Source organism: Methylobacterium sp. WL8 (assembly GCF_008040045.1).
In the GTDB taxonomy this organism is placed as follows: Bacteria; Pseudomonadota; Alphaproteobacteria; order Rhizobiales; family Beijerinckiaceae; genus Methylobacterium; species Methylobacterium cerastii.
The window spans coordinates 12,472-34,757 of sequence record NZ_VRVF01000001.1 but is presented as its reverse complement, the minus strand read 5'-3'; the positions used below and the strand labels follow the sequence as shown (position 1 = coordinate 34,757).

The window sequence follows — 22,286 nt, the reverse complement described above, 5'->3', positions numbered from 1 at the left end:
CCTCAGCCCTTGGTCCGCAACATCGAGCGGCCGCCGTCGGCGCCGATGATCTGCCCGGTGATCCAGCCGGCCTCGGCCGACACGAGGAAGGCGGCGAGCCCCGCGATGTCCTCCGGGGTGCCGAGGCGCTGGAGCGCATGCATCGCCGCGATACCCTGCGCCAGGGTGGCGTTGCCGGTGATCGCGGCCGCGAGCGGCGTCCGGGTCAGCGAGGGCGCCACCACGTTGATGCGCACGTGCGGCGCGAGCTCGGCGGCCAGCGACAGGGCGAGGCCCTCGACCGCGCCCTTCGCCATCGCGACGGAGGCATGCGCCGGAAAGCCCTGCGCCACCGCTACGGTGGAGAACAGCACGACGCCCGCGCCCGCCTCGCCGGCGCCGGCCTTGAGCGCGCCGGCCGCGGCCTGGATCGCTGAGAAGGCGCCGAGGGCATTGATGCGGAAATCCGCCTCGGCATCCGCCCGCGTCAGGCGAGCGAGCGGGCGCAGGTTGATCGTACCGACCGCGTAGACGAGCCCGGCGAGGGCGTCGCCGGCCTCCGCCGTCGCCTGCGCGAAGAAGTCCGGGTCGGTCACGTCGCCGGCCGTCACGGTGGTCTCGCCGAGCTCCGCCGCGGCGGCGTCCAGCCGGCTGCGGTCGCGCGCGGCGAGGTGCAGGCAGAAGCCGCGGTGCCGGAGGGCGTCCGCCGTCGCCCGGCCGATGCCGCCGGTGCCGCCGTAGATCAGAACCCGTCGCATGCTCGCTCCCCCGTCCATGGCACAGAACGTCCATTGGCCCAGAACGTCCCTTGGCGCCGAACGCCCCTTGTCGGTGGAGACGGTTCGGCAAGATGAAGTTAAGGCATCGTGGTGGAGGGGGGAGTCGGCGGCGGTCGGCGCGGCCGTTCCACAAGGTCGCATCCCGTTGGGACAGCCGGAGAATCCAGGCCCATGAAGTTCGCCTTCGCCGGCATCGATTTCCTCGGCGGCGTGTTCGAGGGCCTGATCGAGGCCGGCTGGACACCGATCAAGCTGTTCACCCGCCCCTGCGACGGCCTCTACGATCACAACGACGTGGTGGTGGCGCGCGCCCGCCAGCTGCGGGTGCCGATCCAGCTCTCGCGCCTGCGCGCGTCGGATCTCGATGCGCTGAACGCCGCCCACGGGCGCGACTGGGCGCTCGTCGTCGCCGGCTATCCCTGGCTGATCACCGGGTGGCGCACCCGCGCCGCCTTCGGGCTGAACATTCACCCCTCGCCGCTGCCGACGGGGCGCGGCCCCTACCCGCTGTTCCGGGCGGTGGAGGAGGGCTTCGAGACCTGGGGCGTGACCGCCCATGTGCTCGCCGAGGACGGCTTCGACACCGGCGACATCCTCGCCCAGGACCTGTTCCCGCTCGACACGCTGGAGAACCACGAGACGCTGCTGGCCAAGTGCCAGATGGCGGCGCAGCGCCTCGCCATCGGGCCGCTCGGGCGCGAGTTGCCGGCGCGGTGGCGGCGGCCCGAGCCGCAGGGCGACGGCTCGTACTGGGCACGCGCCAGCGACGTCGACCGCACCCTCGACTTCCGCGCCGACGTCGCCGCGATCCTGCGCCGGGTGCGGGCCTTCGGCACGATCGAGACGCTGGCGCGCCTCGGCGACGCCCGCGTCTACGTCGCCGAGGCCGCGGGTTGGCGCGAGGCGCACAAGCATGCGCCCGGCACGGTCGTCCACCGCCACAGGCGCCACGTGGTGGTCGCGGCCCGCGACGGCTTCATCCAGATCACGCGCTGGTCGCCGGTGGGCGTCGCCGAGGCCGAACAGATCGGACGATGACGGGGATGGCGCGGCGCGGCGGAGACAATAGTGAGGCCGGCCAAAACGGCTCGGGCAAGAACGGCTCGGGCAAGATGGTCCGCAAGGGCGACCTGCCGACGAAGATCTGCGCGCAGTGCGGGCGCCCCTTCACCTGGCGCAAGAAGTGGGAGCGGGTGTGGGACGAGGTTCGCTACTGCTCGGATCGGTGTCGAAGCGAGGCGAAGAAGGCCTGAGCGCTCAAGGCGTCTTTAACCGCGACCGATGGCGATGCGCGCGAAGACCCTTTGCAGCGACAAGAATCTAGAGGCGTGCCAGCATGTCCGGCGTGTCGACGTCGAGGGCCGTTCCGGGCTCGCCCGGAACCTCAAGCACGTCGATGCGGCCCTTCAGCAACGGGCCGGCGCCGTGGTCGCCTGACAGGCCTGCGAGGGCGTCGGCGAGTACCCGCCGGTCGAGCAGGACAGGGTTGCCGCGGCGCCCTTCGACCACCGGCGCGATCGCGGCCGGCGCCGGTCGCGCCGCGCGGTAGGCGGCGACGAGGCGATCGATCTGCCCCGGCGTCACCCGGGGCATGTCGCCGAGCAGGATCACCGCGGCGTCGGTCCCGGGCGGCAACGCGGCGAGCCCGGCCCGCAACGAGGTCGAGAGGCCGTCGGCGAAGGCGGCGTTCTCCACGAACGCCACGTCGAGCCCGTTGAGCGCCGCCCGCACCGCCGCGGCATGGGCGCCGAGCACCACCACGACCGGGCGGGCCTTCGCCGCGAGCGCGGCGTCCGCGGCGTGGCGCACCAGCGGCTTGCCGTCGAGTTGAGCGAGCAGCTTGGGTTCGGCTCCGAACCGCGTCCCGCGCCCGGCGGCGAGCAGGACGGCGCCGACGGCAGCCTCAGGCATCGTCGGCCGCGCTCGGCTCGCCGGACCGGGGCTGGGGCCGCGACACGATCTCCATCAGGAGGCCGCCGACGCCCAGCGCGACGATGTCGGCGCGGGTGACGGGCAGGTCGGCGAGCAGGCGGTGCAGCACCCAGTCGAAGCCGTTCTCCTTGGGCGAGCGGGCGCAGCCGGGCGCACCAATCACCGGCACGTCCCGGCACGCGCCGAGCAGCAGCAGGTTCCCGGGATCGACCGGCATGCCGAAATGGACGACCGCGCCGCCGGTCGCCTCGATGCCGGCCGGGATGACATCGCGCCGGTCGGCGATGGCGGACGCGCCGAACACGATGACGAGGTCGGCGCCTTCCTGGTCGATCGCCGCGGACAGGGCGTCGGCGACCACGGTGGCGGAATGCGGCACTCGGATGTCGGCGACGATCTCCGCACCCGTAGGCGCGAGCCGCGCGGCGAGCGCGGACAGCGTGCCGTCGATCGTCGTCTCCTTGAGGCTCGGCAGCCGCGTCGAGACCACCCCGACCCGGCGCCGACGGTAGGGTGCGACCCGTAGCGCCCCGGGCGACGCGGCGGCGCAGGCGCGCGCCAAGGCGTCTCCCGCCACCGCGTAGGGGATGATCTTGATGGTCGCGACCATCTCGCCGGCGACGAGGGGCTTGAACGGCGGCAGCGTCGCGGCGGTGATCGCCTCGTCGACGCCGTTGACCGCGTCGATGCCCGCGCGATCGACCACCAGCACGCCGGCTTCGTTCGCGAACAGGTTGCAGCGCCCGGTGAACGGCGCCTCGCTGCGCAGGCCGGCGCCGGCGAGGTGCCGCGCCAGCGTTTCAGCGGCCGCGTCCTCGCCGACGTCGCCGGGTTCGAGGGCGACGGCGACGAGGTCGCGCACGCCCTCGGCTTCGAGCCCGGCCACGGTCTCGGCCAGGATCGTCCGGCCCTTGCGCAGGGTCGCGCCGCCGGCCTTGATGGTGTGGGCCGCGATCAGGCCGAGGGCCGCTTCGACCGGAACCGGCCCGAACTTCACGAGGCCGCCTCGCGCGGCGCCCGCCGCAGGGCGGCGACCACCTGGGCCAACACCGAAAGCGCGATCTCGGCCGGGCTCACGGCACCGATGGCAAGCCCGATCGGCGCGCGGATGCGCGCCATCTGCGCCTCGGAGAAGCCGGCCTCGATCAACCGCACCGCCCGCGCCGCGTGGGTTTTCCGCGAGCCCAGGGCCCCGATGTAGAAGCATTCGGCAGACAGCGCCGCCTTGAGCGCCGGATCGTCGATCTTCGGATCGTGGGTGAGCGCGGCGAGCGCGCAGTAGCGGTCGAGCGGCGGCACCGCGCCGCCGAACGCTGCCTCAGGCCAATCCGCGACCAGTTCGACCCCGGGAAAGCGCTCCGGGCTGGCGAATGCGGTGCGCGGGTCGATCACCGTCACCGCGAGGTCGAGGGCGGCGGCCATCGGCACAAGCGCCTGGGTGATGTGCACCGCGCCGACCACGACGAGGCGGACCGGCGGCACCTGCACCGTGAGGAACAGCGTGCGGCCGCCGGCCTCGATCAGGCCGCTGCGGCCGGCGGCGAGGTGACGGCCGAGGGGTTCGGCGAGGGCGTCGCCGGCGATGTCGGCTTCCCGCACCAGGCGCTGCGTGCCGTCCGCGATATCGGTGACGAGGATCGCGGCGCGGCGTCCGGCGCGCTCGGCGTTCAAGCCTTCCAGGATGTCGGCGCGCATGGTCAGTCGATCCGCTCGACGAAGATGCGGATACGACCGCCGCAGGAGAGCCCGACCCGCCACGCGGTCTCGTCGGCGACGCCGAACTCGATCACCCGCGGCTTGCCGTCGGCGATCGCGTCGGCGGCTTCGGTGATCACCGCGCCCTCGACGCAGCCGCCGGAGACCGAGCCGAGGAAGTTGCCGTCTTCGTCGACGACGAGGTGGCTGCCGACCGGGCGCGGAGCCGAGCCCCAGGTCTCGATCACGGTGGCGAGCGCCACCGCGCGGCCGTCGCGGCGCCAGGCCGCGGCGGTGTTGAGGATGTCGGATTCGGTCGAGATCATCGGCGTGCCTCGGCAAGGCCGCGCGTCGGCCCGTGGGTGCGAGAGCCCGATCCGCGGGCCGCACGGTTCAGGTATGGCATCGCGGGCCGGGCGCAAGGCGCCGGCGACGGCGAAGTCGCGCGGAGTGAGGGACGGCGCGAGCCTCAGCGCCCGCTGCGCCGGGTCGCCACGGTGGCCAGCGCCGCGAGGTCCTTGTCGCCGTCGCCATGCGCGATCGCGTCGATCAGGTTGTCGCGCAGCACCCCGGCGAACGGCATCGGCACGTTCGCCGCCTCCGCCGCGCGGAGGACGAGGCCGATATCCTTGGCGCCGAGCCTGAGCCCGAAGCCCGGCGGCTCGTAGCGGCTCGCCGAGATGGAGGCGCCGTAGCCCTTGTAGACCGGCGAGGCGAACAGCGTGCCGGTGAGCATCGTCAGCAGGTCGGCGGCCGGCACGCCGTGCCCCTCGGCGAAGGCGGCGGCCTCGCCCATCGCCTCGATGGCGGAGACCAGCATGAAGTTGCCGGCGAGCTTCACGGCGTTGGCCTGATGCGGCTCGGTGCCGAAACGCCACGTCTTCGTGCCCATCGCGTCGAGGAGCGGACCCGCGCGCTCGATCGCCGCGGCATCGCCTGCTGCGACGATGTTGAGCGCGCCGGCCGCGGCCGCGTCGGGCCGCCCGAACACCGGGGCGCCGACATAGGCGATGCCGGCCCGCGCGTGGATGGCCGCGAGTTCCTGCGCCAGGGCGACCGAGATCGTGCTCATCGACAGGTGCAGCCCCGGCCGGCCGGCGCCGTCGAGCAAGCCGCCCTCGACGATCACGGAGCGCAGGGCGGCGTCGTCCGAGAGCATGGTGATGGCGGCGTCGCCCGCGAACGCTTCGGCCGCGGTTCCTACCGGCGTGGCGCCCACGATCTCCTGCGCGACGCCCGGCGAGCGGTTCCAGACCCGGACCGTGTGCCCGGCCTCGATGAGCTTGGCCGCCATGGCGCGCCCCATGCGCCCGAGCCCGATGAAACCGACGTCCATGCTGTGCTGCCTTTCGATGCCTCTCGGCCTCAACGCCGCTCGCGCGCCTGCGATGCAGGCCGCGTCGCTCATTCCGCTGCGGCGGCGATCCGGGTCTCGATGCGCTCGGGCGCGACGGCGGCTGCCAGCGGCAGCTCGATCGCGGCGGCGAGGCCGCCTTCGGGGCGGTTCGTCAGGGTCAGCCAGCCGTCGTGCGATTCGACGATGGCGAGCACGATCGACAGGCCGAGGCCGAAGCCGCTGGCGTCGTTGAGGTTGCGCGCCCGGTCGCCGCGCACGAACGGCTGCAGCATGGCGTCGCGCTCGGAATCCGGGATGCCGGGGCCGGTGTCGCCGACGACGATGCGGACGCCGCGCGGCGTCTGCTCCATGGCGAGGCGGGCGCCGCCGCCGTACTTCACCGCGTTGTCCACGAGGTTCGTGATCGCGCGCTCGAGCTCGTCCGGCCGGCCGCGCACCAGCACGTGCCGGCTCTGCGTCACCGCGACGTCGGCGCCGACGTCGAGGAAGCCGTCGCAGACGGTCTGCACCACCGAGGCGAGGTCGATGAGCGTCCGCGCGCCCGCCGCGCCGCCCTGCCCGTCGCGGACGAAGGAAAGGGCCGCCTCGACCAGCGCGTTCATCTGGTCGAGGTCGCGCAGCGTCATGGTGCGGGCGTGATCGTCGTCGATGAATTCCGCGCGCAGGCGCAGCCGCGTGATCGGGGTGCGCAGGTCGTGGCTGATCGCGGCCAGCATCTGCGTGCGGTCGTCGATCAGGCGCCGCACCCGGTTGCGCATCCGGTCGAGGGCGCGCGAGACGGCGATGACCTCCTGCGGGCCGGCTTCAGGCAGGGCCGCGTGGTCGTCGCCGGTGCCGAAGGCTTCGGCCGCGCCCGCGAGCCGCGCCAGCGGCGCCGTCAGCGCCCGCGTCGCCCAGACCGAGAGCAGGGCCAGGGTGAGGGCGAGGAAGATCACGGTGAAGATAATCGCGCCCTCGTGCGGCGGGCGCAGCGGGTCGTCCGGTAGGCTCGCCTGCAGCCGCGCGCCGTTCGGCGTCGCGATACCGAGCCGGAGGTAGCCCGCCTTGCGGATCTCGGGCGTGCCGATGTCGACCACGGTGAGCGCCCGGCCGAACCCGTTCCGCAGGCGGCGGACGACCGGACGGTCGGAGCCGTCGTCCGTCGGCGCGGCCTCACTCCAGGGGGCGATCTGGAGGTTCGGCACGCTGCGGGCCGCGTTCGCGAGGAGAGTCGCACGGTCCTGGGGCGCCGCCGAGTCGAGCAGGCGCGCGACGATCGCGAGGCGGCCGGCCGCGACGCCGGGGTGGTCGTCCGGCCGCCACGGCTCGCGCAGAAGCACGAAGGCCGTGGTCGCGACCGCGTGGGCGACGACGATCGCCGCGACGACAAGGAGCGCGATCTGCCCGGCGACGCTGCGCGGCCGCAACCGCGCCCTGATGCCACCGAAGCTCATGTGAACCTCATGACCGGGTCACGTCCGGCGTGAACAGGTAGCCGCCGGAGCGGATCGTGCGGATGATCTCGGGATTGCGCGAATCCCGCTCGATCTTCTGGCGGATGCGGCTGACGAGCACGTCGATGCTGCGCTCGAACGGGCCGGCGCTGCGCCCCTGCGTCAGGTCGAGGAGCTGGTCGCGCGAAAGCACGCGGCCGGGGCGCAGGCACAGGGCGTGGAGCAGGTCGAACTCCGCGCCGGTGATCGAGATGCGCGCGCCCTCCGCGCTCAGCACCTGCCGCAGGGAGACGTCCAGCGTCCAGCCGACGAAGTGCATCCGGCGCACGCCCTCCTCCTCCGCCACCTCGTTGCCGGTGCGGCGCAGGACGGCACGGATGCGCGCGAGCAGCTCGCGCGGGTTGAAGGGTTTCGCGAGGTAGTCGTCGGCGCCGATCTCGAGGCCGACGATACGGTCGATCTCCTCGGCCTTGGCCGTGAGCATCAGGATCGGGATCGCGGAATTCTCTCTCAGGCGGCGGCACAGGCTGAGGCCGTCCTCGCCCGGCAGCATCAGGTCGAGGACGATGAGGTCGACCCGGCCGTCGACGAGCGCGCGGTCCATTTCGGCGCCGTCGCCGGCCAGCGTCACGCGGCAGGCGTTGCCGCGCAGGTAGCGCGCCACCAGGTTCGCGATCTCGCGGTCGTCCTCGACGATCAGGATGTGCGGGTTGGCGGGCGCGTTCATCGGCGGCGGTCGTCTTCGGTCACGTCCCGACGGGACTTCGCCACCCCTTATGGCCCGGGACGGGCGACAATCGAAGACGGGTCCCGGCAGCAAATTTGTAACGGGGTGTTTCCGCCGGTTCCCCTGGCGACGTGCATTTCGCGCGCGCAAGACGACGACGCAGCGACATCGCGCGAGAGCTTGCGCGCGCCGCCCTCAGTACCCGCGGGTTCTGTCGACGCCCGCCGGCACCTGCCCGGTGCTGCGGAAGGCCGCCACCGCGGCTGCGACCACCGCGGCCGCGGACGCCTCGTCCGTCGGCGCCGCGACGTGGGGCAGGACGGTCACGTCCGGACGGGTCCAGGCCGGGTGTTCCGGGGGCGGCGGCTCCTGCGTGAACACGTCGAGCACCGCATGCCCGACCTGCCCCGCGTCGAGGGCCTGCCACAGGTCGGCCTCGACGAGGTGCGCGCCGCGCCCGAAATTGATCACGCCGGCGTCCGGCGCCAGCCGCGCGAAGGCGTCGGCATCGAGGATGCCGCGCGTCTCGGTCGTGAGCGGCAGCAGGTTGACCAGGAACGCCGCGCCGTCCAGCGCCGCCGCGAGGCCGTCGCGGCCCGCATGCATGGCGACGCCCGGCATCGCGGCGCCCGACCGGCTCCAGCCGCGGACGGGGAAGCCGAGCCCGCGCAGCAGCGCCGCCGAGGCGCGACCCATCTCGCCCATGCCGAGGATCGCCACCGGGCGCTGCCCGGCGGCGCGGGCCGGATGCTGGCGCCATTCCCGCCGGCGCTGCTGCGCAGCGTAGACGGGAAGATCGCGGTGCAGGGCGAGCACGGCCGCCGCGACGGTTTCGGCCATCGCGCGGGCCAGGGTCGGATCGACGAGCCGGACGACCGGCACCGGCGGTAGCGTCGCGTCCTGCAACAGGCGCTCGACCCCGGCCCACAGGCTGTGGACCCAGGCTAGGGCCGGCAGGCCGGCGAGCGCCCCCGGCGGCGGGTTGGCGACGATCGCGATGGTGACCGCCGACCGGTCGAAGGCGTCGGCGGCGGTGACGAGGCGCTCGTCCGGCATCGCGCGGGCCAGCGCCTCGCGCCAGGCGGCTTCCTCGTCGGGCGGCTGGCTGGTGGCGAGCAGGATGGGAGCGGTCATGCGGAGCGCCTCGATCGGTCGGCAGGGTCGCCTTGCCTTCTACGGCAAGCGCGCGGGGCTGCCAGCGATGGGGCGCACGGCTTCTGCCCTTTCCATACCGGAGGATCGCGCCACATGTCCGGGAGACCCGAGAACCTTGCCAGCCGCGAGCGAAGAATGGCCAAGCCCGTCCATGCGATGATCCGCGTCCGCGATGAGACGCGCTCCGTCGCCTATTACGAGACGGCCTTCGGGCTCGGGGTGTCCGACCGCTTCGACTTCCCGGATTTCACGTTGGTCTACATGCGCGCGCCGGACTCGCCGTTCGAGATCGAGCTGACGGTGAACAAGGACCGGACCAAGGCCTACGACCTCGGCGACGGCTACGGCCACGTCGCCGTGGTGGTTGAAGACCTAGCAGCCGAGCATGCCCGCTTCACCCGCGAGGGGCTTCCGGCCACCGACGTGAAGACCCTCAAGCACGGCGACGCCGAACTCGGGACGTTCTTCTTCGCCACCGACCCCGACGGCTACAAGATCGAGGTGATCCAGCGCGGCGGCCGCTTCGCCTGACTGTTGTCCTGATCCTTCGCCCGAACCGATGAGACCTTTGACCCGCATGAACGGCCCGACCCGCATCGTCTGCCTCCGACATGGCGAATCGACTTTCAACGCCGCCCACCGCGCCACTGGCCGCGATCCCGACCACCGCGACGCCCGCCTCACCCCGCGCGGCCAGGGGCAGGCGCGCGCGGCGCGGGCGGCGTTGGCCGAGATCCCCTTCGACCTCGTGGTGGTGTCGCCCCTGACACGGGCGATCGAGACCACGGCGCTGGCCTTCGCCGACCATCCGGCCGAGCCGAAGATCCTGGTCGAGGTGCTGCACCGGGAGTGCCAGGAGAGCAGCTGCGACGTCGGCCGGGTCGCCTCGGAGATCGCGGCGGAATTCCCGCATCTCGATGTCGGGCACCTTCCCGAGGTGTGGTGGCACGCCGAGGAGGGCGTCGAGGACGGCCGGCATCCTGTCGAGCCGCGGCACCTGTTCGACCAGCGCGTCGCCGGCTTCCGCGAATGGCTGCGGGCGCGTCCGGAGGCGACCATCGCGGTGGTCGGCCACGGCACGTTCTTCTTCCACCTGACCGGGATCTGGCTCGACAACTGCGAGACCGTGGAGCTCGACCTGGACGCGGCCTCCGCAGCCGCCTGAGGCGCGGCGCCGCTCAGGCGTGGGCGACCGCCCGCGCGGCATCGAGGCGGCCCCGGGCGGCGATGAGGTCCACGTCCGGCGCCTGACGCCCGATCCCCAAGGCGTCGTCGAGGATGTCGACCGCCAGGCTCCAGGCGCCGGGCACGAACGCCGCCGCACCCTCGGCGATCTCGGCGGCGCAGCGCGGGTCGTCGGCGGCGCGGATCGCCGCGGTCGCCGTGCGCGAGACCGCCGCCGCCAGCGCCCCGGCGATCCAGGCCTGACGCCCCGAGGCGGCCTGCGCCCGCGCGCCGCCTTGCCATGCGGCCGAGCGCGCGGCGGCCAGCGCCTCGTCGATGTCGCCCGCGGCGGCGCAAAGGACGGCGAGGTCGACGAGCCCGGCCTTTTCCAGCAGCGGCGGCAGCAGGCGGCGGATGCTCGCCAGCGCCAGGAACACCGTTCGCTCGATCTCGACCGCGGGCAGGTCGGCCGATCCCGACAGGCGCAGGACGAAGGCCATCAGCCGGTGGCGCTCGGCGTCCGGCATCGCGTCGTTGAGGCCGAGCGCATAGGCCGCGAGCGGGCGCGAAAAGCAGGGCGGGCAGTCGTCGCTGGACCGGATCGCGCGATAGGGCAGGCCAGCGGCGACGAGGGCGGCCTCGTTGATGCAGGTGCCGCCGTCGGGCCCCGGAAACGGGTGCGAGCCGGAGAGCAGCCGCCAGTTCAGGATGTGGTCGAACCCTGCCATGCGAAACCTTCGAGCTGCCGGGAATCGTGTCCGGGAGCGAGCGTGGCACGCTGGCGTTGGGTTGGCGAGGGGGCGATCAGCCGCCGACGTCGAGCGCGACGCCCGACAGCATCGCCAGCCCGAGCACCAGCACGAAGGCGCCGGCCAGAAGCTCGAGGGCGCCGAGCGCCAGGATGCCGGCCCGTCCGCGGCCGCCGGCCAGGCGCAGGGCGGCGCCCTTGGCGAAGACGGCGAGGCTCGCGAGCGCACCGGTGGTGAGCGCGGTGCCGAGCGCCATGGCGAACACGGCGAGGATGCCGGCCGCCAGCATCCCCTGCGCGGCGGCGAAGACCAGGATCAGCACCGCCCCGGCGCAGGGGCGCGAGCCGGCGGCGACCACGATGGCAACGCGTTCCCGCCAGGTATCGAGGGATTCGAACGCCCGCGCGTCGGCGAGGCGGGCATGGCCGCAATTCGGGCCGCAGCCGCCCGGCGCGCCGAGGTCGGCGAGCCGCCCGGCCTTGCGCCAGGTCACCGCGAGGCCGATCGCCGCGACGAGGGCGAAGCTCGCGATCTCGATCGCGTTGCCGGCCTGCGTCATGCCGGCGGCGGTGGCGCCGAGGACGAGGCGGCCGGTGCCGACGATCGCGATCGCGACCAAAGCCTGCAGAACCGCGGCGGCGAAGCTGAGGCCGAAGCCGCGGCGCAGGGCTCGCTCGCCGGCGAACAGGTAGCCGGCGATGACGGCCTTGCCGTGCCCAGGGCCGGCGGCGTGGAAGACGCCGTAGGCAAAACCGAGGGTGACCAGCGGCGTCCAGTCGCCGCCGCCCTTGATCGCGGCGAGCGCGGCCTGGAGGCTCCGCGAAAAGCTCGATTGGATCGCCAGGAGCCAGCCGCCGAGCCCGGTCGCCGAGGGCGCGGCCTCGCGGAAGCCGATCCCGAACGGAGACCGCGGCGGTGGCGTCGCGAGGCCGGGCGCCACGAGCCAGACCAGAAGCGCGAGGACCAGGGCCGCGACGCCGATCGCGGCGGCGACCAGCGAAAGCCGCAGCGGCAGGCGCCGGGCCGGCGGGACAGCTAGCGCGGCGCCTACGGACACGCGACCAGCACCCGGTTCGCGAACTGCACGCCGTAGCCCGAGGCCGCCGTCAGCGCCTCGAAGAACGCCTCGCTCATGCCCGGCGATCCGGCCTCCGCCGTCTTCGGCTCGGGCGTCTTGGGCCGCGTCACCGTGGCGGCGCAGCCGGCGGGCGCGCCGACGAGCGTCGCCGCGTCGGGCGCCTCCGACAGGCCGAAGAAGACGAAGTAGGTCGGGTCGTAGACTTCGAGCGCCAGCACGCCGCGCCCCTGCGACGGCGGCGTCTTCAGCGGCAGGCGGAAGCTCAGGGTGAGGCTGTCGCCCTCCATCGCCATCCGCGGCTCGACCGGGTCGGCGAAGGCCTGTTCCTTGCCGCCGACCTTCAGCTTGGTGAAGTAGCCGAATTCGGCGAGGTTGCCGGTGTTCTCGGTGGCGAGGGTCTGCAGCTCGTCCGGCGTGAGCTTGCCGTCCTTGTTCGCGTCCAGCCCCTGCGTGACGAAGGCCGTGTAGGCGGCGTCGAACGTCCAGACGTTGCGCACGGCGACGACCTTGCCGTCGGCGTAGGCGATCTCGGCCTTTGCCGTCACCCAGACGTGCGGATGGGCCGCGGCGGGCAGGGTCGCGAGCGCCAGCAGCGCGGCGGCGAGGGCAGGACGAAGGATCGCGAGATTCGGCTTCATGCGGGTCGGACGCTCGCGGCGCTGAGGTGAAGGATCCGTTAAGCGCATGTCTTGTCGGCATCCGCTGGGGCGAAAGCGAGGCGAACCGCAACGGGGAAGTCCCGCGGGAGGCGACGCCGAATCCGATGTCGGCCGGGCGCCCGGCGGCATCGTCGTCATGGCCTTGGCGACGCGATCGTATTACCCGGGCGAACCAGATGTCGGCCGCCCGCGCCCGCCGGGTCCCGCGCCATTCGGCGCGACCGTCATCCAACCGTCACGACGGCGTCGCAGGCAGGCGCCGACCCGCTACGCCAGAGGCACGCCATGGACTTCCACCGCCGATTCACCGTGCTGATGTGCGCGCCGGCCTTCGATCCGGACGACCTCGAAGGCGTCCGCGTCGCGCAGATCGTCACGGCGGTCGAGGGCCGCGGCTTCGAGGTGATCCGCGCGCGTCGCGTCGAGGACGCGGCGATCGCCGTCCAGACCGACGCCGCGATCGGCTGCATGGTCGTCGACTGGGGCAAGCGCGGCCTCGACGGCAAGGCGGCGTCGCTGATCGACATGATGCGCCGGCGCGGGCTGGAGATGCCGATCGTCATCCTCGTGCGCCGCAAGCGCCTGGAAGACATCCCGGTCGAGTTGCTCGACTTCATCGACGGCTACATCTTCCTCGCCGAGGAGACGCCCGAGTTCATCGCCCGCGGCCTCGTCTCCCGCGTGACGCAGTATGCCGAGACCCTGAAGACGCCGTTCTTCGGCGCGCTCGTCGACTACGCCGAGAAGGGCAACCAGCTCTGGACCTGCCCGGGCCACAACGGCGGCATCTTCTACAACCGCTCGCCGATCGGGCGGATCTTCGTCGAGCATCTCGGCGAGGCGATCTTCCGCGACGACTTGGACAACTCGGTCCTCGACCTCGGCGACCTGCTGACCCACGAGGGTCCGGCGTTGAGGGCGCAGAAGGAGGCCGCCCAGATCTTCGGGGCGGAGAAGACCTACTTCGTCCTCAACGGCACCTCGGCCTCGAACAAGGTGGTGCTGGGCTCGCTGGTGGCCGAGGGCGACCTCGTGCTGTTCGACCGCAACAACCACAAGGCGGCCCACCACGGCGCGCTGATGCTCGCCGGCGGCATCCCGATCTTCCTCGAGACCGACCGCAACGCCTACGGCCTGATCGGCCCGATCTACCACGAGGCCTTGGACGAGCAGGCCATTCGCGAAAAAATCCGCCGCAACCCGCTGGTGGAGGACAAGGAGGCCTGGCGCCGCGAGCGCCCGTTCCGCGTCGCGGTGATCGAGCAGTGCACCTACGACGGCACGATCCTCGACGCGCAGGGCGTCGTCGAGAAGATCGGCCACCTGTGCGACTACATCCTGTTCGACGAGGCCTGGGCCGGCTTCATGAAGTTCCATCCGCTCTTCGTGGGCCGGTTCGCCATGGGGCTGAAGGGGCTCGACGAGACCTCCCCCGGCATCATCGCCACGCAATCGACCCACAAGCAGCTCGCGAGCTTCAGCCAGGCCTCGCAGATCCACACCAAGGACGGTCATATCCGCGGCCAGACCCGACGCGTCGAGCATCGCCGCCTCAACGAGAGCTTCCTCGTCCACGCCTCGACCTCGCCGTTCTACCCGATCTTCGCCTCGCTCGACGTCGGCGCGCAGATGATGAAGGGCCGGTCCGGCATGATCCTGTGGGACGACACGATCCGCCTGGGGATCGAGTGGCGCAAGAAGGTCCGCGCCATCCGCCGCGAGTTCGAGGAGAAGGAGGGCGATCCGAGCCGGCGCTGGTTCTTCGACCCCTTCGTCCCCGACGTGACGCCCGGCCCCGACGGCGTCGACGTGCCGTGGGAGAGCCTGACGACGGACGTGCTCGCCTCGGACCCGAAGCACTGGGAGCTGCGTCCCGGCGCGCGCTGGCACGGCTTCACCCATGTCGGGCCCGAGACCTCGCCCGGCTACGCCATGACCGACCCGAACAAGCTCACGGTGCTGACGCCGGGCTTCGACCGGGCGACTGGGGAATACGCCGCCCACGGCGTGCCGGCGCCGATCGTCGCGCAGTACCTGCGTGAGAACCGGATCGTCGCCGAGAAGAACGACCTCAACTCGCTGCTCTTCCTGCTGACGCCCGGCGTCGAATCGTCCAAGGCCGGCACGCTGATCTCGGGGCTCGTCGCCTTCAAGCGCCTGCACGACGACAACGTGCTGCTGGAGGACGCGATGCCTGAGTTCGTGCGGCGGCGGCCGAACCGCTACCGCGGCATCCGCCTGCGCGACCTCTGCGCCGACTTCCACGCCTTCCACCGCGAGCACGGCACCTCGGCGCTGCAGCGCAAGCAGTTCCAGCCGCAGCACCTGCCCGAGATGGTGATGGCGCCCAAGGCCGCGGCCCAGATGTTGACGCGAAACAACGTCGACTTCGTGCCGATCGCGGAGGCCGAGGGCCGTGTGGCGACGACCTTGCTTCTGGTCTACCCGCCCGGGATCGGCACGGTGCTGCCCGGCGAGCGGATCGATGAGCGGGCCAAGCCGATGCTGGACTACTTCAAGATGTTCGAGCGCTCCGCCAACCTGTTCCCCGGCTTCGAGGCCGAGATCCAGGGCGTCTACCGGCAGGTCGAGCCGGACGGGCAGATCCGCTTCCACACCTACGTCATGCGCGAGGCGCGCTGATGGAGGACGCCGCGGCGCCGGGCGCCCTCGCGACGCCAGAGCCGGCCGCGCCCTGCGCCGACATCGTCATCCGCCCCTCATCGGACGGCGACCTCGCGGCGATGGTGGCAATCTACGAGCACCACATCCGCCGCGGCGTCGGCGACGTCGGCGACTTCGAGGAGGACCGGCTGCTGCCGGACGACCTGCGGCGGCGGCGCAAGACCATGCGCAAGAAGCGCCTGCCCCACCTCGTCGCCGACCGGAACGGGCAAGTCGCGGGCTACGCCTACGCGGTGCCGTTCCGCAAGCGGCCGGCCTACCGCTACACCCTGAAGCACTCGATCTACGTGCATCCCGAGCATCTGCATGCCGGCATCGGCCGGCGCCTGCTGCCGGCGCTGATCGAGGCCTGCGCCGCGGGCGGCTACCGGCAGATGATCGGCTACATCGATTCGGAGAACGCGGCGTCGCTGCGCCTGCACGAGGCTTGCGGATTCGTCCGCGTCGGCCACCTGCCGGCGGTCGGCTACAAGTACGGCCGCTGGAGCGACAGCGTCATGGTGCAATGCGCCCTCGGCTCCGGCTCCGACGACCAGCCCTCGACCTGGCAGAAGCCGGTGGAGGCGCTGGTGGCGGGGCACGACTGGACGGGGAAGTAGCCGCCCAGGGGTTGGTGCGCTGCGGCGAACTCCGCGGCGGGCGGAACGTTGTTCCGGCATCGAGGCGCCGGCGTTGGTGATGGCGCCGCTCGACATTCACCGCCAAGGATTCGCATGTCCCGCTCCGACAGCCCCGTGCTGCAGCCCTTCACCCTCGGCGACCTCACGCTGAAGAACCGGGTCGTCATGGCGCCGCTGACGCGGAGCCGGTCCTCCGTCGCCGGGGTGCCGCCGGACTTCGCGGCCGACTATTACGGCCAGCGCGCCAACGCCGGGCTGATCATCTCGGAGGCGACGAACATCTCGCCGCAGGCCGTGGGCTACGCCTACACCCCGGGCATCTGGTCCGATGCGCAGGTCGAGGCCTGGCGCAGGATCGTCGCGACGGTGCATGCCAACGACGGCCGCATCTTCCTGCAGCTCTGGCATACCGGCCGGATCTCACACCCAGACCTTCAGCCGGACGGCGGCTTGCCGGTCTCGGCGTCCGCGATCAAGCCGAAGGGCACCGCCTTCACCGAGGATGGCATGAAGGCGCACGTGACGCCGCGCGCCCTCGAGACGGACGAGATCCCCGGGATCGTCGGGGATTATCGCCGCGCGGCGGAGAACGCCAAGCGCGCCGGCTTCGACGGCGTCGAGATCCACTCGGCGAACAACTACCTGCTGGAACAGTTCGTCCGCGATTCCACCAACACGCGCACCGACCAATACGGCGGCTCCATCGAGAACCGGTTGCGCTTCCCGCTGGCCGTGGTGAAGGCCGTCACCGAGGTCTGGGGTGGGGGAAACCGCGTCGGCATCCGCCTGTCGCCCGCGACCACCGAGCCCGGCAAGACGCCGTTGGACAGCGACCCGCATGCCACCTTCGGCGCCTATGTCGACGCGCTGTCCGATTTCGGCCTGCTCTACATCCACACGATCGAGGGCGTGACGCAGCAGACGCGCGACGTGCCGGACGGCGTCGACTTCCTCGACCTGCGCAAGCGCTTCTCGGGCGCCTATGTCGGCAACAACCAGTACACCCTGGATCTGGCCGAGAAGGAGCTGGCCGAAGGCCACGCCGACCTGTTCAGCTTCGGCCGGCCCTACATCGCCAACCCCGACCTCGTCGCGCGGCTGGCCTCGGGCGCGCCGCTCGCGGAGGCGCCCAAACCCTACTGGTACGGCGGCGGCGCCAACGGATACTCGGACTGGCCGGGCATGGACGGCCCGGTGCAGATCGAGCGCTGAGCCTCCAAGCCCGGTGCGTGGATGTCGCGCCGGGCTCGCCGAACCAAACGGTCAGTGCTGCAGGATCTTCGACAGGAACTGCTGCGCGCGCTCGCTGCGGGGCTGGCCGAAGAAGTCCTCCTTCCGGGCGTCCTCGACGATCTCGCCGCGATCCATGAAGATCACCCGGTCGGCGACCTTGCGGGCGAAGCCCATCTCGTGGGTCACGACCATCATCGTCATGCCCTCCTTGGCGAGTTCGACCATCACGTCGAGCACCTCGCCGACCATTTCCGGGTCGAGCGCCGAGGTCGGCTCGTCGAACAGCATCACCACCGGGTTCATGGCGAGCGCCCGGGCGATCGCCACGCGCTGCTGCTGGCCGCCGGAAAGCTGGCCGGGATACTTGTCGGCGTGGGCCGACAGCCCGACGCGGGCGAGCAGGTCCATGCCCTTCTTCTTCGCCTCCTCGGCCGGGCGCTTCAGCACCTTGCGCTGGGCGACCGTGAGATTCTCGGTGATCGAAAGGTGCGGGAACAGCTCGAAGTGCTGGAACACCATGCCGACCCGCGAGCGGAGCTTCGGCAGGTCAGTGGCCTTGTCGACGACCTTGGTGTCGTTGACCGTGATCTGGCCCTTCTGGATCGGCTCCAGGGCGTTGACGCACTTGATCAGGGTCGACTTGCCGGAGCCCGACGGTCCGCAGACAACGACGACCTCGCCCTTGGCGACCTGGGTGGTGCAGTTCGTCAGCACCTGGAAGTCGCCGTACCACTTGCTGACGTTGTCGATGGCGATCATCGGCGTGCCGGTGGCGATGCGCGGCGGCGGACTCGTCAGCGGTCCGGACTGCAGGCCGGAGTCGGATGGCGCGACCGAACCGGGGGCGACGGGCGTCGTGGCGGTCGGGGCCGGCATCGGCGTCGAGGTCATGGCGCGGTCCTTCAAACAGCGATCACTTGGAAACGGCGATCACGTGAAACGGCGATCAGCGGATGATGGCGACGCGGCGCTGGAGCCGGCGCACCAGGAACGAGGCCGAGAAGCAGACGGCGAAGTAGACGACCGCCGCGAACAGGTACATCTCGACGAGGCGCCCGTCGCGCTGGGCCACCTTCGAGGCTGCGCCGAGGAAGTCGGTCAGCGACAGCACGTAGACCAGCGAGGTGTCCTGGAAGAGCACGATCGTCTGCGTCAGCAGCAGCGGCAGCATGTTGCGGAAGGCCTGCGGCAGCACGACGGTGATCATCGTCTGGGCGTAGGTCATGCCGAGCGCGTAGGCCGCCCCGGTCTGCCCCTTGGGGATCGACTGGATGCCGGCGCGCATGATCTCGGAAAAGTAGGCCGCCTCGAACAGCGTGAAGGTGATCAGCGCCGACGAGAACGCGCCGACCTGGATCGGCCGCGAGGCGCCGGTGAGGTAGGCGCCGATATACGGCACCAGGAAGTAGAACCAGAAGATCACCAGCACGAGCGGCAGCGAGCGCATCAGCTCGACGTAGACCTTGGCCACGTGTTTGAGACCGGGCACGCCCGAAAGCCGCGCCATGGCGAGCAGGGTGCCGAGCACCACGCCCATGCCGGCGGCGAGCGCCGTCAGGGTCACGGTGAACACCATGCCCGTCCCGAAAAGGTAGGGCAGCGATCCGAAGACGACGCCGAAATCGAAGTTCGAGAACATCAGCGCTGCCCGGGAACCGCCACGCTGCGTTCCAGGAGGGACGCGAGCACGATGACGAAGAGGTTGATGAGGACGTAGAGGATCGTGGCGGCCGTGAAGGCCTCGAACACCTGGAACGAGAATTCCTGCATCGAGCGCGCCCGGGCGGTGAGCTCGAGCAGGCCGATCGTCAGCGCGACGGAGGTGTTCTTGAGGTTGTTCAAAAACTCCGAGGTCATCGGCGGCAGGATGACCCGGTAGGCGTTCGGCAGCAGCACGTAGCGATAGGTCTGGTAGACCGTGAAGCCCATCGCCGTGCCGGCGAGGCCCTGGCCCCGCGGCAGCGACTGGATGCCGGCGCGCACCTGCTCGGCGACGCGCGAGGCGGTGAAGAACCCGAGGCAGACGACGCCGGTGTAGAACGGCGCGTTCGGCAGCTGCTTGAGGGCGTTGCCCCAGGATTGCGGCAGCACCTCCGGCAGCACGAAGTACCAGAGGAACATCTGCACCAGCAGCGGGATGTTGCGGAACAGCTCGACATAGGCCGTGCCGACCGCGTTCGCGGCCTTCGACGGCAGCGTGCGCATCACGCCCACGAGCGATCCGAGGAAGAAGGCGATGACCCAGGATGAGAGCGCGGTCGCGATCGTCCAGACCAGGCCCGAGAGCAGCATGTCGGCATAGGTGCCGGTGCCTTCGGGGGATGGTTCGAAGAAGATGCCCCAGTTCCAGTTGTAGTTCATCGCCCGCGCTTCACCGTTTCTCGTTCGATCGATCCGCGTCGCGGATCCCGAAGGGCGCCCCCCGGGATCCGCTCGGCCCGGCTCAGTAGGCGGCCGGGTCGGCGCTGTCGCTCGGGCTCTTGAACTGCTTCACCATCGCGTCGCTCATCGGGAGCTTCAGGTTGATGTTGCGCGGCGGGATCGGCTTCTCGAACCACTTGGTGTAGAGCGCCTTGCCCTCGGGGCTCTCGTACAGCGCCTTGGTCGCAGCGTCGGCCACGGCCTTGAACGGCGCGTCGTCCTTGCGCAGCATGATGCCGTAGGGCTCGGGCTTCGACAGGGCTTCCGTCGAGATCTCGTAGGCGTCGGGGGTCTTCGAGCCGGCCATCAGCGAGGCGAGCAGCACGTCGTCCATCACGAAGGCCACGGCGCGGCCGGTCTCGACCATCAGGAACGCCTCGGCGTGGTCCTTGGCGGGCAAGATGGTCAGGCCCATGCTCTTGGCCGTGTTGGCCTCGTTGATCTGCTTGATGTTCGTCGTGCCCGAGGTCGAGACCACGGTCTTGCCCTTGAGGTCGTCGATCGTGTGCAGCTTGGCGTCCTTCTTCGAGACGTAGCGGGTCGCCGTCAGGAAGTGGGTGTTGGTGAACGAAGCCTGCTTCTGGCGGTCGGCGTTGTTCGTGGTCGAGCCGCACTCGAGGTCGATCGTGCCGTTGGCGATCAGCGGGATGCGGGTCGCGGAGGTGACCGGGTTGAGCTTCACCTCCATGCCCGGAAGCTTGAGCTCCTTCTTCACCGCCTCGGCGATCTTCAGGCAGATGTCCATCGCGTAGCCGACCGGCTTCTGGTCGCCGTCGAGGTAGGAGAACGGCACCGAGGAATCGCGGTAGCCGATGGTGAGGGCGTTGGTCTCCTTCACCTTCTTCAGCGTGCCGGTCAGTTCCTGGGCCTGGGCGCCGGCTGCGAACAGCGCCGCGCCGAGCGCGAGGCCAGCGACGATCCCGCGGCGGTCGAGGTTGGATTGCGTCAAGACGAAACTCCCGTGACGAGCCGCACGGACAGTGCGGCGTGTGGCGGACGCACAGAGGGCGGCCGGCGCTGGCCGGGCCTCTGCAATGATGGTGCCGGAACGAGGCTCGGCGAAGCGAGCTTGGCCGATGGGCTGGGGACAACTGCGCCGCGCATCGGAACCGAAGCAGTAAACGCACTCATGACCCGGAACCGGGCCGTCTCCGGCCGGGTGCGGTCTGCCCGCACGGATCGAGGCCGTGGCGCGTCGGCGTTCACAGGGTCCACCCGGTTGTCGATCCGAACGTCGGAGCCGGGCGTTTTCGCCCATGCGGGATGCAATGTGCACGATTCCCGGGCGGACGCACCGGGATTTCGCGGCTCGGCGGCGATTATGCCTGGAAAGCCGCCAATCTGTCTCGCGGAACGGAGACGAACGAGCCGCCCCGCAGGGCACGGGACGGCTCGGTCTTCGGAGCGACGAGCGCTACTTGGTGACTTCGTTGCCGGCGTAGTCGATGTTGCCGGCCGCGTTCTTCTTCCACTGGTACATCACGTAGTCGGGCTTCGTGATGTCGCCCTTCTTGTCGTAGGCGATCGGGCCGACGACGGTGTCGACCGGCTTGCCCATGTGCAGCCACTCCGCCAGCTTCTTGCCGTCGGTCGAGCCGGTCTCCTGCATCGCCTTGGCGAGCACCTGGACCGCGGCGTAGGAGTAGAGGGTGTAGCCCTCGGGATCGATGCCCTTGGCCTTGAAGCCGGCGAGCGCGTCCTTGGCGTTGGGGTTCTTGCGCGCGTCCGGCGGGAACGTGGTCAGGGTGCCTTCCGCCGCCGGGCCGGCGATCGCCACCAGCTCCTTGTCGACGAGGCCGTCGCCGCCCATCAGCGGCGCCTTCAAGCCCTGGTCGCTCATCTGGCGCAGGATCAAACCGGCTTCGGTGTAGTAGCCGCCGAAATACACCACGTCGATCTTGTTGGATTTCAGCTTCGAGACGAGGGCCGAATAGTCCTTCTCGCCCGGGTTGATGCCCTCGTAGATCGCGTCCTTGCCGCCGTTGGCCTTCAGCGCCTTCAGTGTCTCGTCGGCCAGGCCCTTGCCGTAGGGGGTCTTGTCGTGGACGAAGGCGATCTTCTTGCCCTTGAAGTTCGTTGCGAGGTAGGCGCCCGCCACCGCGCCCTGCTGGTCGTCGCGGCCGCAGGTGCGGAACACGTTCCAGAGGCCGCGCTCGGTGAACTTCACCGCCGTCGAGGCCGGGGTCACCTGGATGATGCCGGCGTCCTGGTAGACGTCGGAGGCCGGGATCGACACGCCGGAATTGTAGTCGCCGACGACCATCTTCACGCCGTCCGAGGCGAACTTGTTGGCGACCGAGACGCCCTGCTTGGGGTCGGACGCGTCGTCGCCGACGAGGACAGAGAAGGTGGTGCCCTTCACCGCGCCGGACTTGTTCAGGTCCTCGACCGCCTGGGTCGCGCCGTTCTTGAGCTGCGTCCCGATCGCCGCGCTGTTGCCGGTGATCGGCGCGGCGATGCCGAGCTTGATCTCGGCGCCTTGCGCCGCCGCGAGCATGGCACCGAGACCGAGGCCGGCCAGAAGTATCGCTCTCATCGCAAATCCCCTTGGTTGTGATCTGAATTCGGACCGCGGGCCAAGGGCAAGAATCGTGCGCTCGGCACGCGCCTCGCCGCGGTC

At 71.0% G+C, this 22,286-nt stretch carries 24 protein-coding genes; 7 read left to right on the top strand and 17 right to left on the bottom strand.

Annotation, left to right across the window (positions count from 1 at the left end):
• Positions 1-2: 2 nt before the first annotated feature.
• Positions 3-737 (bottom strand): SDR family oxidoreductase, encoded by a 735-nt coding sequence (locus FV234_RS00180; RefSeq protein ID WP_147761391.1) that lies wholly within the window; start codon positions 735-737, stop codon positions 3-5.
• 192 nt (positions 738-929) lie between these two features.
• On the opposite strand from FV234_RS00180, the gene FV234_RS00175 reads away from it, so the two are divergent.
• The gene (locus FV234_RS00175; protein WP_147761392.1) at positions 930-1,796 is read left to right on the top strand and encodes a formyltransferase family protein; all 867 of its coding nucleotides are present in this window, start codon (positions 930-932) and stop codon (positions 1,794-1,796) included.
• 74 nt (positions 1,797-1,870) lie between these two features.
• Positions 1,871-2,011 carry a DUF2256 domain-containing protein gene (locus tag FV234_RS00170; protein ID WP_147761458.1) on the top strand — a complete coding sequence of 47 codons (141 nt, stop codon included), beginning with the start codon at positions 1,871-1,873 and terminating at the stop codon, positions 2,009-2,011.
• A 67-nt stretch (positions 2,012-2,078) separates the two neighbouring features.
• On the opposite strand, the gene FV234_RS00165 is transcribed toward FV234_RS00170, so the two are convergent.
• The 8 genes from FV234_RS00165 to FV234_RS00130 all read right to left on the bottom strand — a co-directional run bounded on the left by FV234_RS00165 (position 2,079) and on the right by FV234_RS00130 (position 9,036).
• Positions 2,079-2,669: a nucleotidyltransferase family protein gene (locus FV234_RS00165; RefSeq protein WP_147761393.1), complete on the bottom strand. Its 591-nt coding sequence runs from the start codon at positions 2,667-2,669 to the stop codon at positions 2,079-2,081.
• On the bottom strand, positions 2,662-3,687 hold the full coding sequence (locus tag FV234_RS00160; protein ID WP_147761394.1) for a molybdopterin-binding protein: 1,026 nt from the start codon (positions 3,685-3,687) through the stop codon (positions 2,662-2,664). Before FV234_RS00160 ends, FV234_RS00165 begins: the two co-directional genes overlap by 8 nt.
• Entirely contained in the window at positions 3,684-4,385 is a 702-nt protein-coding gene (locus tag FV234_RS00155; RefSeq protein WP_147761395.1) for an XdhC family protein, read from the bottom strand. Before FV234_RS00155 ends, FV234_RS00160 begins: the two co-directional genes overlap by 4 nt.
• 2 nt (positions 4,386-4,387) lie before the next feature.
• Complete coding sequence (locus FV234_RS00150; RefSeq protein WP_147761396.1) at positions 4,388-4,711, bottom strand: XdhC family protein; 324 nt, start codon at positions 4,709-4,711, stop codon at positions 4,388-4,390.
• 143 nt (positions 4,712-4,854) lie between these two features.
• Positions 4,855-5,721 carry an NAD(P)-dependent oxidoreductase gene (locus FV234_RS00145; RefSeq protein ID WP_147827771.1) on the bottom strand — a complete coding sequence of 289 codons (867 nt, stop codon included), beginning with the start codon at positions 5,719-5,721 and terminating at the stop codon, positions 4,855-4,857.
• 68 nt (positions 5,722-5,789) lie between these two features.
• A complete protein-coding gene (locus FV234_RS00140) occupies positions 5,790-7,175 on the bottom strand; it encodes an ATP-binding protein (protein WP_147761398.1) in 1,386 nt (461 codons plus the stop codon).
• 7 nt (positions 7,176-7,182) lie between these two features.
• Positions 7,183-7,902 carry a response regulator gene (locus FV234_RS00135; RefSeq protein ID WP_147761399.1) on the bottom strand — a complete coding sequence of 240 codons (720 nt, stop codon included), beginning with the start codon at positions 7,900-7,902 and terminating at the stop codon, positions 7,183-7,185.
• 195 nt (positions 7,903-8,097) lie between these two features.
• Complete coding sequence (locus FV234_RS00130) at positions 8,098-9,036, bottom strand: glyoxylate/hydroxypyruvate reductase A (protein ID WP_147761400.1); 939 nt, start codon at positions 9,034-9,036, stop codon at positions 8,098-8,100.
• Between the two features lie 156 nt (positions 9,037-9,192).
• Here FV234_RS00130 and FV234_RS00125 point away from each other — a divergent pair, with 156 nt between their 5' ends.
• Together FV234_RS00125 and FV234_RS00120 are read left to right on the top strand one after the other, a co-directional pair.
• Positions 9,193-9,588: a VOC family protein gene (locus FV234_RS00125; protein WP_147752930.1), complete on the top strand. Its 396-nt coding sequence runs from the start codon at positions 9,193-9,195 to the stop codon at positions 9,586-9,588.
• A 46-nt stretch (positions 9,589-9,634) separates the two neighbouring features.
• Positions 9,635-10,222: a histidine phosphatase family protein gene (locus FV234_RS00120; protein WP_147761401.1), complete on the top strand. Its 588-nt coding sequence runs from the start codon at positions 9,635-9,637 to the stop codon at positions 10,220-10,222.
• Positions 10,223-10,235: 13 nt separating this feature from the next.
• On the opposite strand, the gene FV234_RS00115 is transcribed toward FV234_RS00120, so the two are convergent.
• From FV234_RS00115 to FV234_RS00105, 3 genes are all read right to left on the bottom strand, one after another.
• Positions 10,236-10,949 carry a hypothetical protein gene (locus tag FV234_RS00115; RefSeq protein ID WP_147761402.1) on the bottom strand — a complete coding sequence of 238 codons (714 nt, stop codon included), beginning with the start codon at positions 10,947-10,949 and terminating at the stop codon, positions 10,236-10,238.
• Positions 10,950-11,025: 76 nt separating this feature from the next.
• Positions 11,026-12,027: a nickel transporter gene (locus FV234_RS00110; RefSeq protein WP_147761403.1), complete on the bottom strand. Its 1,002-nt coding sequence runs from the start codon at positions 12,025-12,027 to the stop codon at positions 11,026-11,028.
• Positions 12,018-12,686, bottom strand: a complete 669-nt coding sequence (locus tag FV234_RS00105) for a DUF1007 family protein (protein WP_147752792.1) — start codon at positions 12,684-12,686, stop codon at positions 12,018-12,020. Before FV234_RS00105 ends, FV234_RS00110 begins: the two co-directional genes overlap by 10 nt.
• Positions 12,687-12,992: 306 nt before the next feature.
• Here FV234_RS00105 and FV234_RS00100 point away from each other — a divergent pair, with 306 nt between their 5' ends.
• From FV234_RS00100 to FV234_RS00090, 3 genes are all read left to right on the top strand, one after another.
• The gene (locus FV234_RS00100) at positions 12,993-15,350 is read left to right on the top strand and encodes an Orn/Lys/Arg decarboxylase N-terminal domain-containing protein (RefSeq protein WP_147752791.1); all 2,358 of its coding nucleotides are present in this window, start codon (positions 12,993-12,995) and stop codon (positions 15,348-15,350) included.
• Positions 15,350-15,991 carry a GNAT family N-acetyltransferase gene (locus FV234_RS00095; protein WP_147752790.1) on the top strand — a complete coding sequence of 214 codons (642 nt, stop codon included), beginning with the start codon at positions 15,350-15,352 and terminating at the stop codon, positions 15,989-15,991. Before FV234_RS00100 ends, FV234_RS00095 begins: the two co-directional genes overlap by 1 nt.
• Positions 15,992-16,105: 114 nt before the next feature.
• Positions 16,106-17,224 carry an alkene reductase gene (locus FV234_RS00090; protein WP_147761404.1) on the top strand — a complete coding sequence of 373 codons (1,119 nt, stop codon included), beginning with the start codon at positions 16,106-16,108 and terminating at the stop codon, positions 17,222-17,224.
• Positions 17,225-17,275: 51 nt separating this feature from the next.
• Here the strand turns inward: FV234_RS00090 and FV234_RS00085 are convergent, their stop codons facing one another.
• The 5 genes from FV234_RS00085 to FV234_RS00065 form a co-directional block, all read right to left on the bottom strand.
• Positions 17,276-18,004: an amino acid ABC transporter ATP-binding protein gene (locus FV234_RS00085; RefSeq protein ID WP_147752796.1), complete on the bottom strand. Its 729-nt coding sequence runs from the start codon at positions 18,002-18,004 to the stop codon at positions 17,276-17,278.
• Positions 18,005-18,191: 187 nt separating this feature from the next.
• Positions 18,192-18,884: an ABC transporter permease subunit gene (locus tag FV234_RS00080; RefSeq protein WP_147752788.1), complete on the bottom strand. Its 693-nt coding sequence runs from the start codon at positions 18,882-18,884 to the stop codon at positions 18,192-18,194.
• Complete coding sequence (locus FV234_RS00075; protein WP_147752787.1) at positions 18,884-19,606, bottom strand: amino acid ABC transporter permease; 723 nt, start codon at positions 19,604-19,606, stop codon at positions 18,884-18,886. The genes FV234_RS00080 and FV234_RS00075 overlap by 1 nt, the downstream gene beginning before the upstream one ends.
• A gap of 82 nt (positions 19,607-19,688) precedes the next feature.
• On the bottom strand, positions 19,689-20,585 hold the full coding sequence (locus FV234_RS00070) for an amino acid ABC transporter substrate-binding protein (protein WP_147752795.1): 897 nt from the start codon (positions 20,583-20,585) through the stop codon (positions 19,689-19,691).
• Positions 20,586-21,080: 495 nt separating this feature from the next.
• On the bottom strand, positions 21,081-22,202 hold the full coding sequence (locus tag FV234_RS00065; protein ID WP_147752786.1) for a branched-chain amino acid ABC transporter substrate-binding protein: 1,122 nt from the start codon (positions 22,200-22,202) through the stop codon (positions 21,081-21,083).
• Positions 22,203-22,286 lie beyond the last annotated feature (84 nt).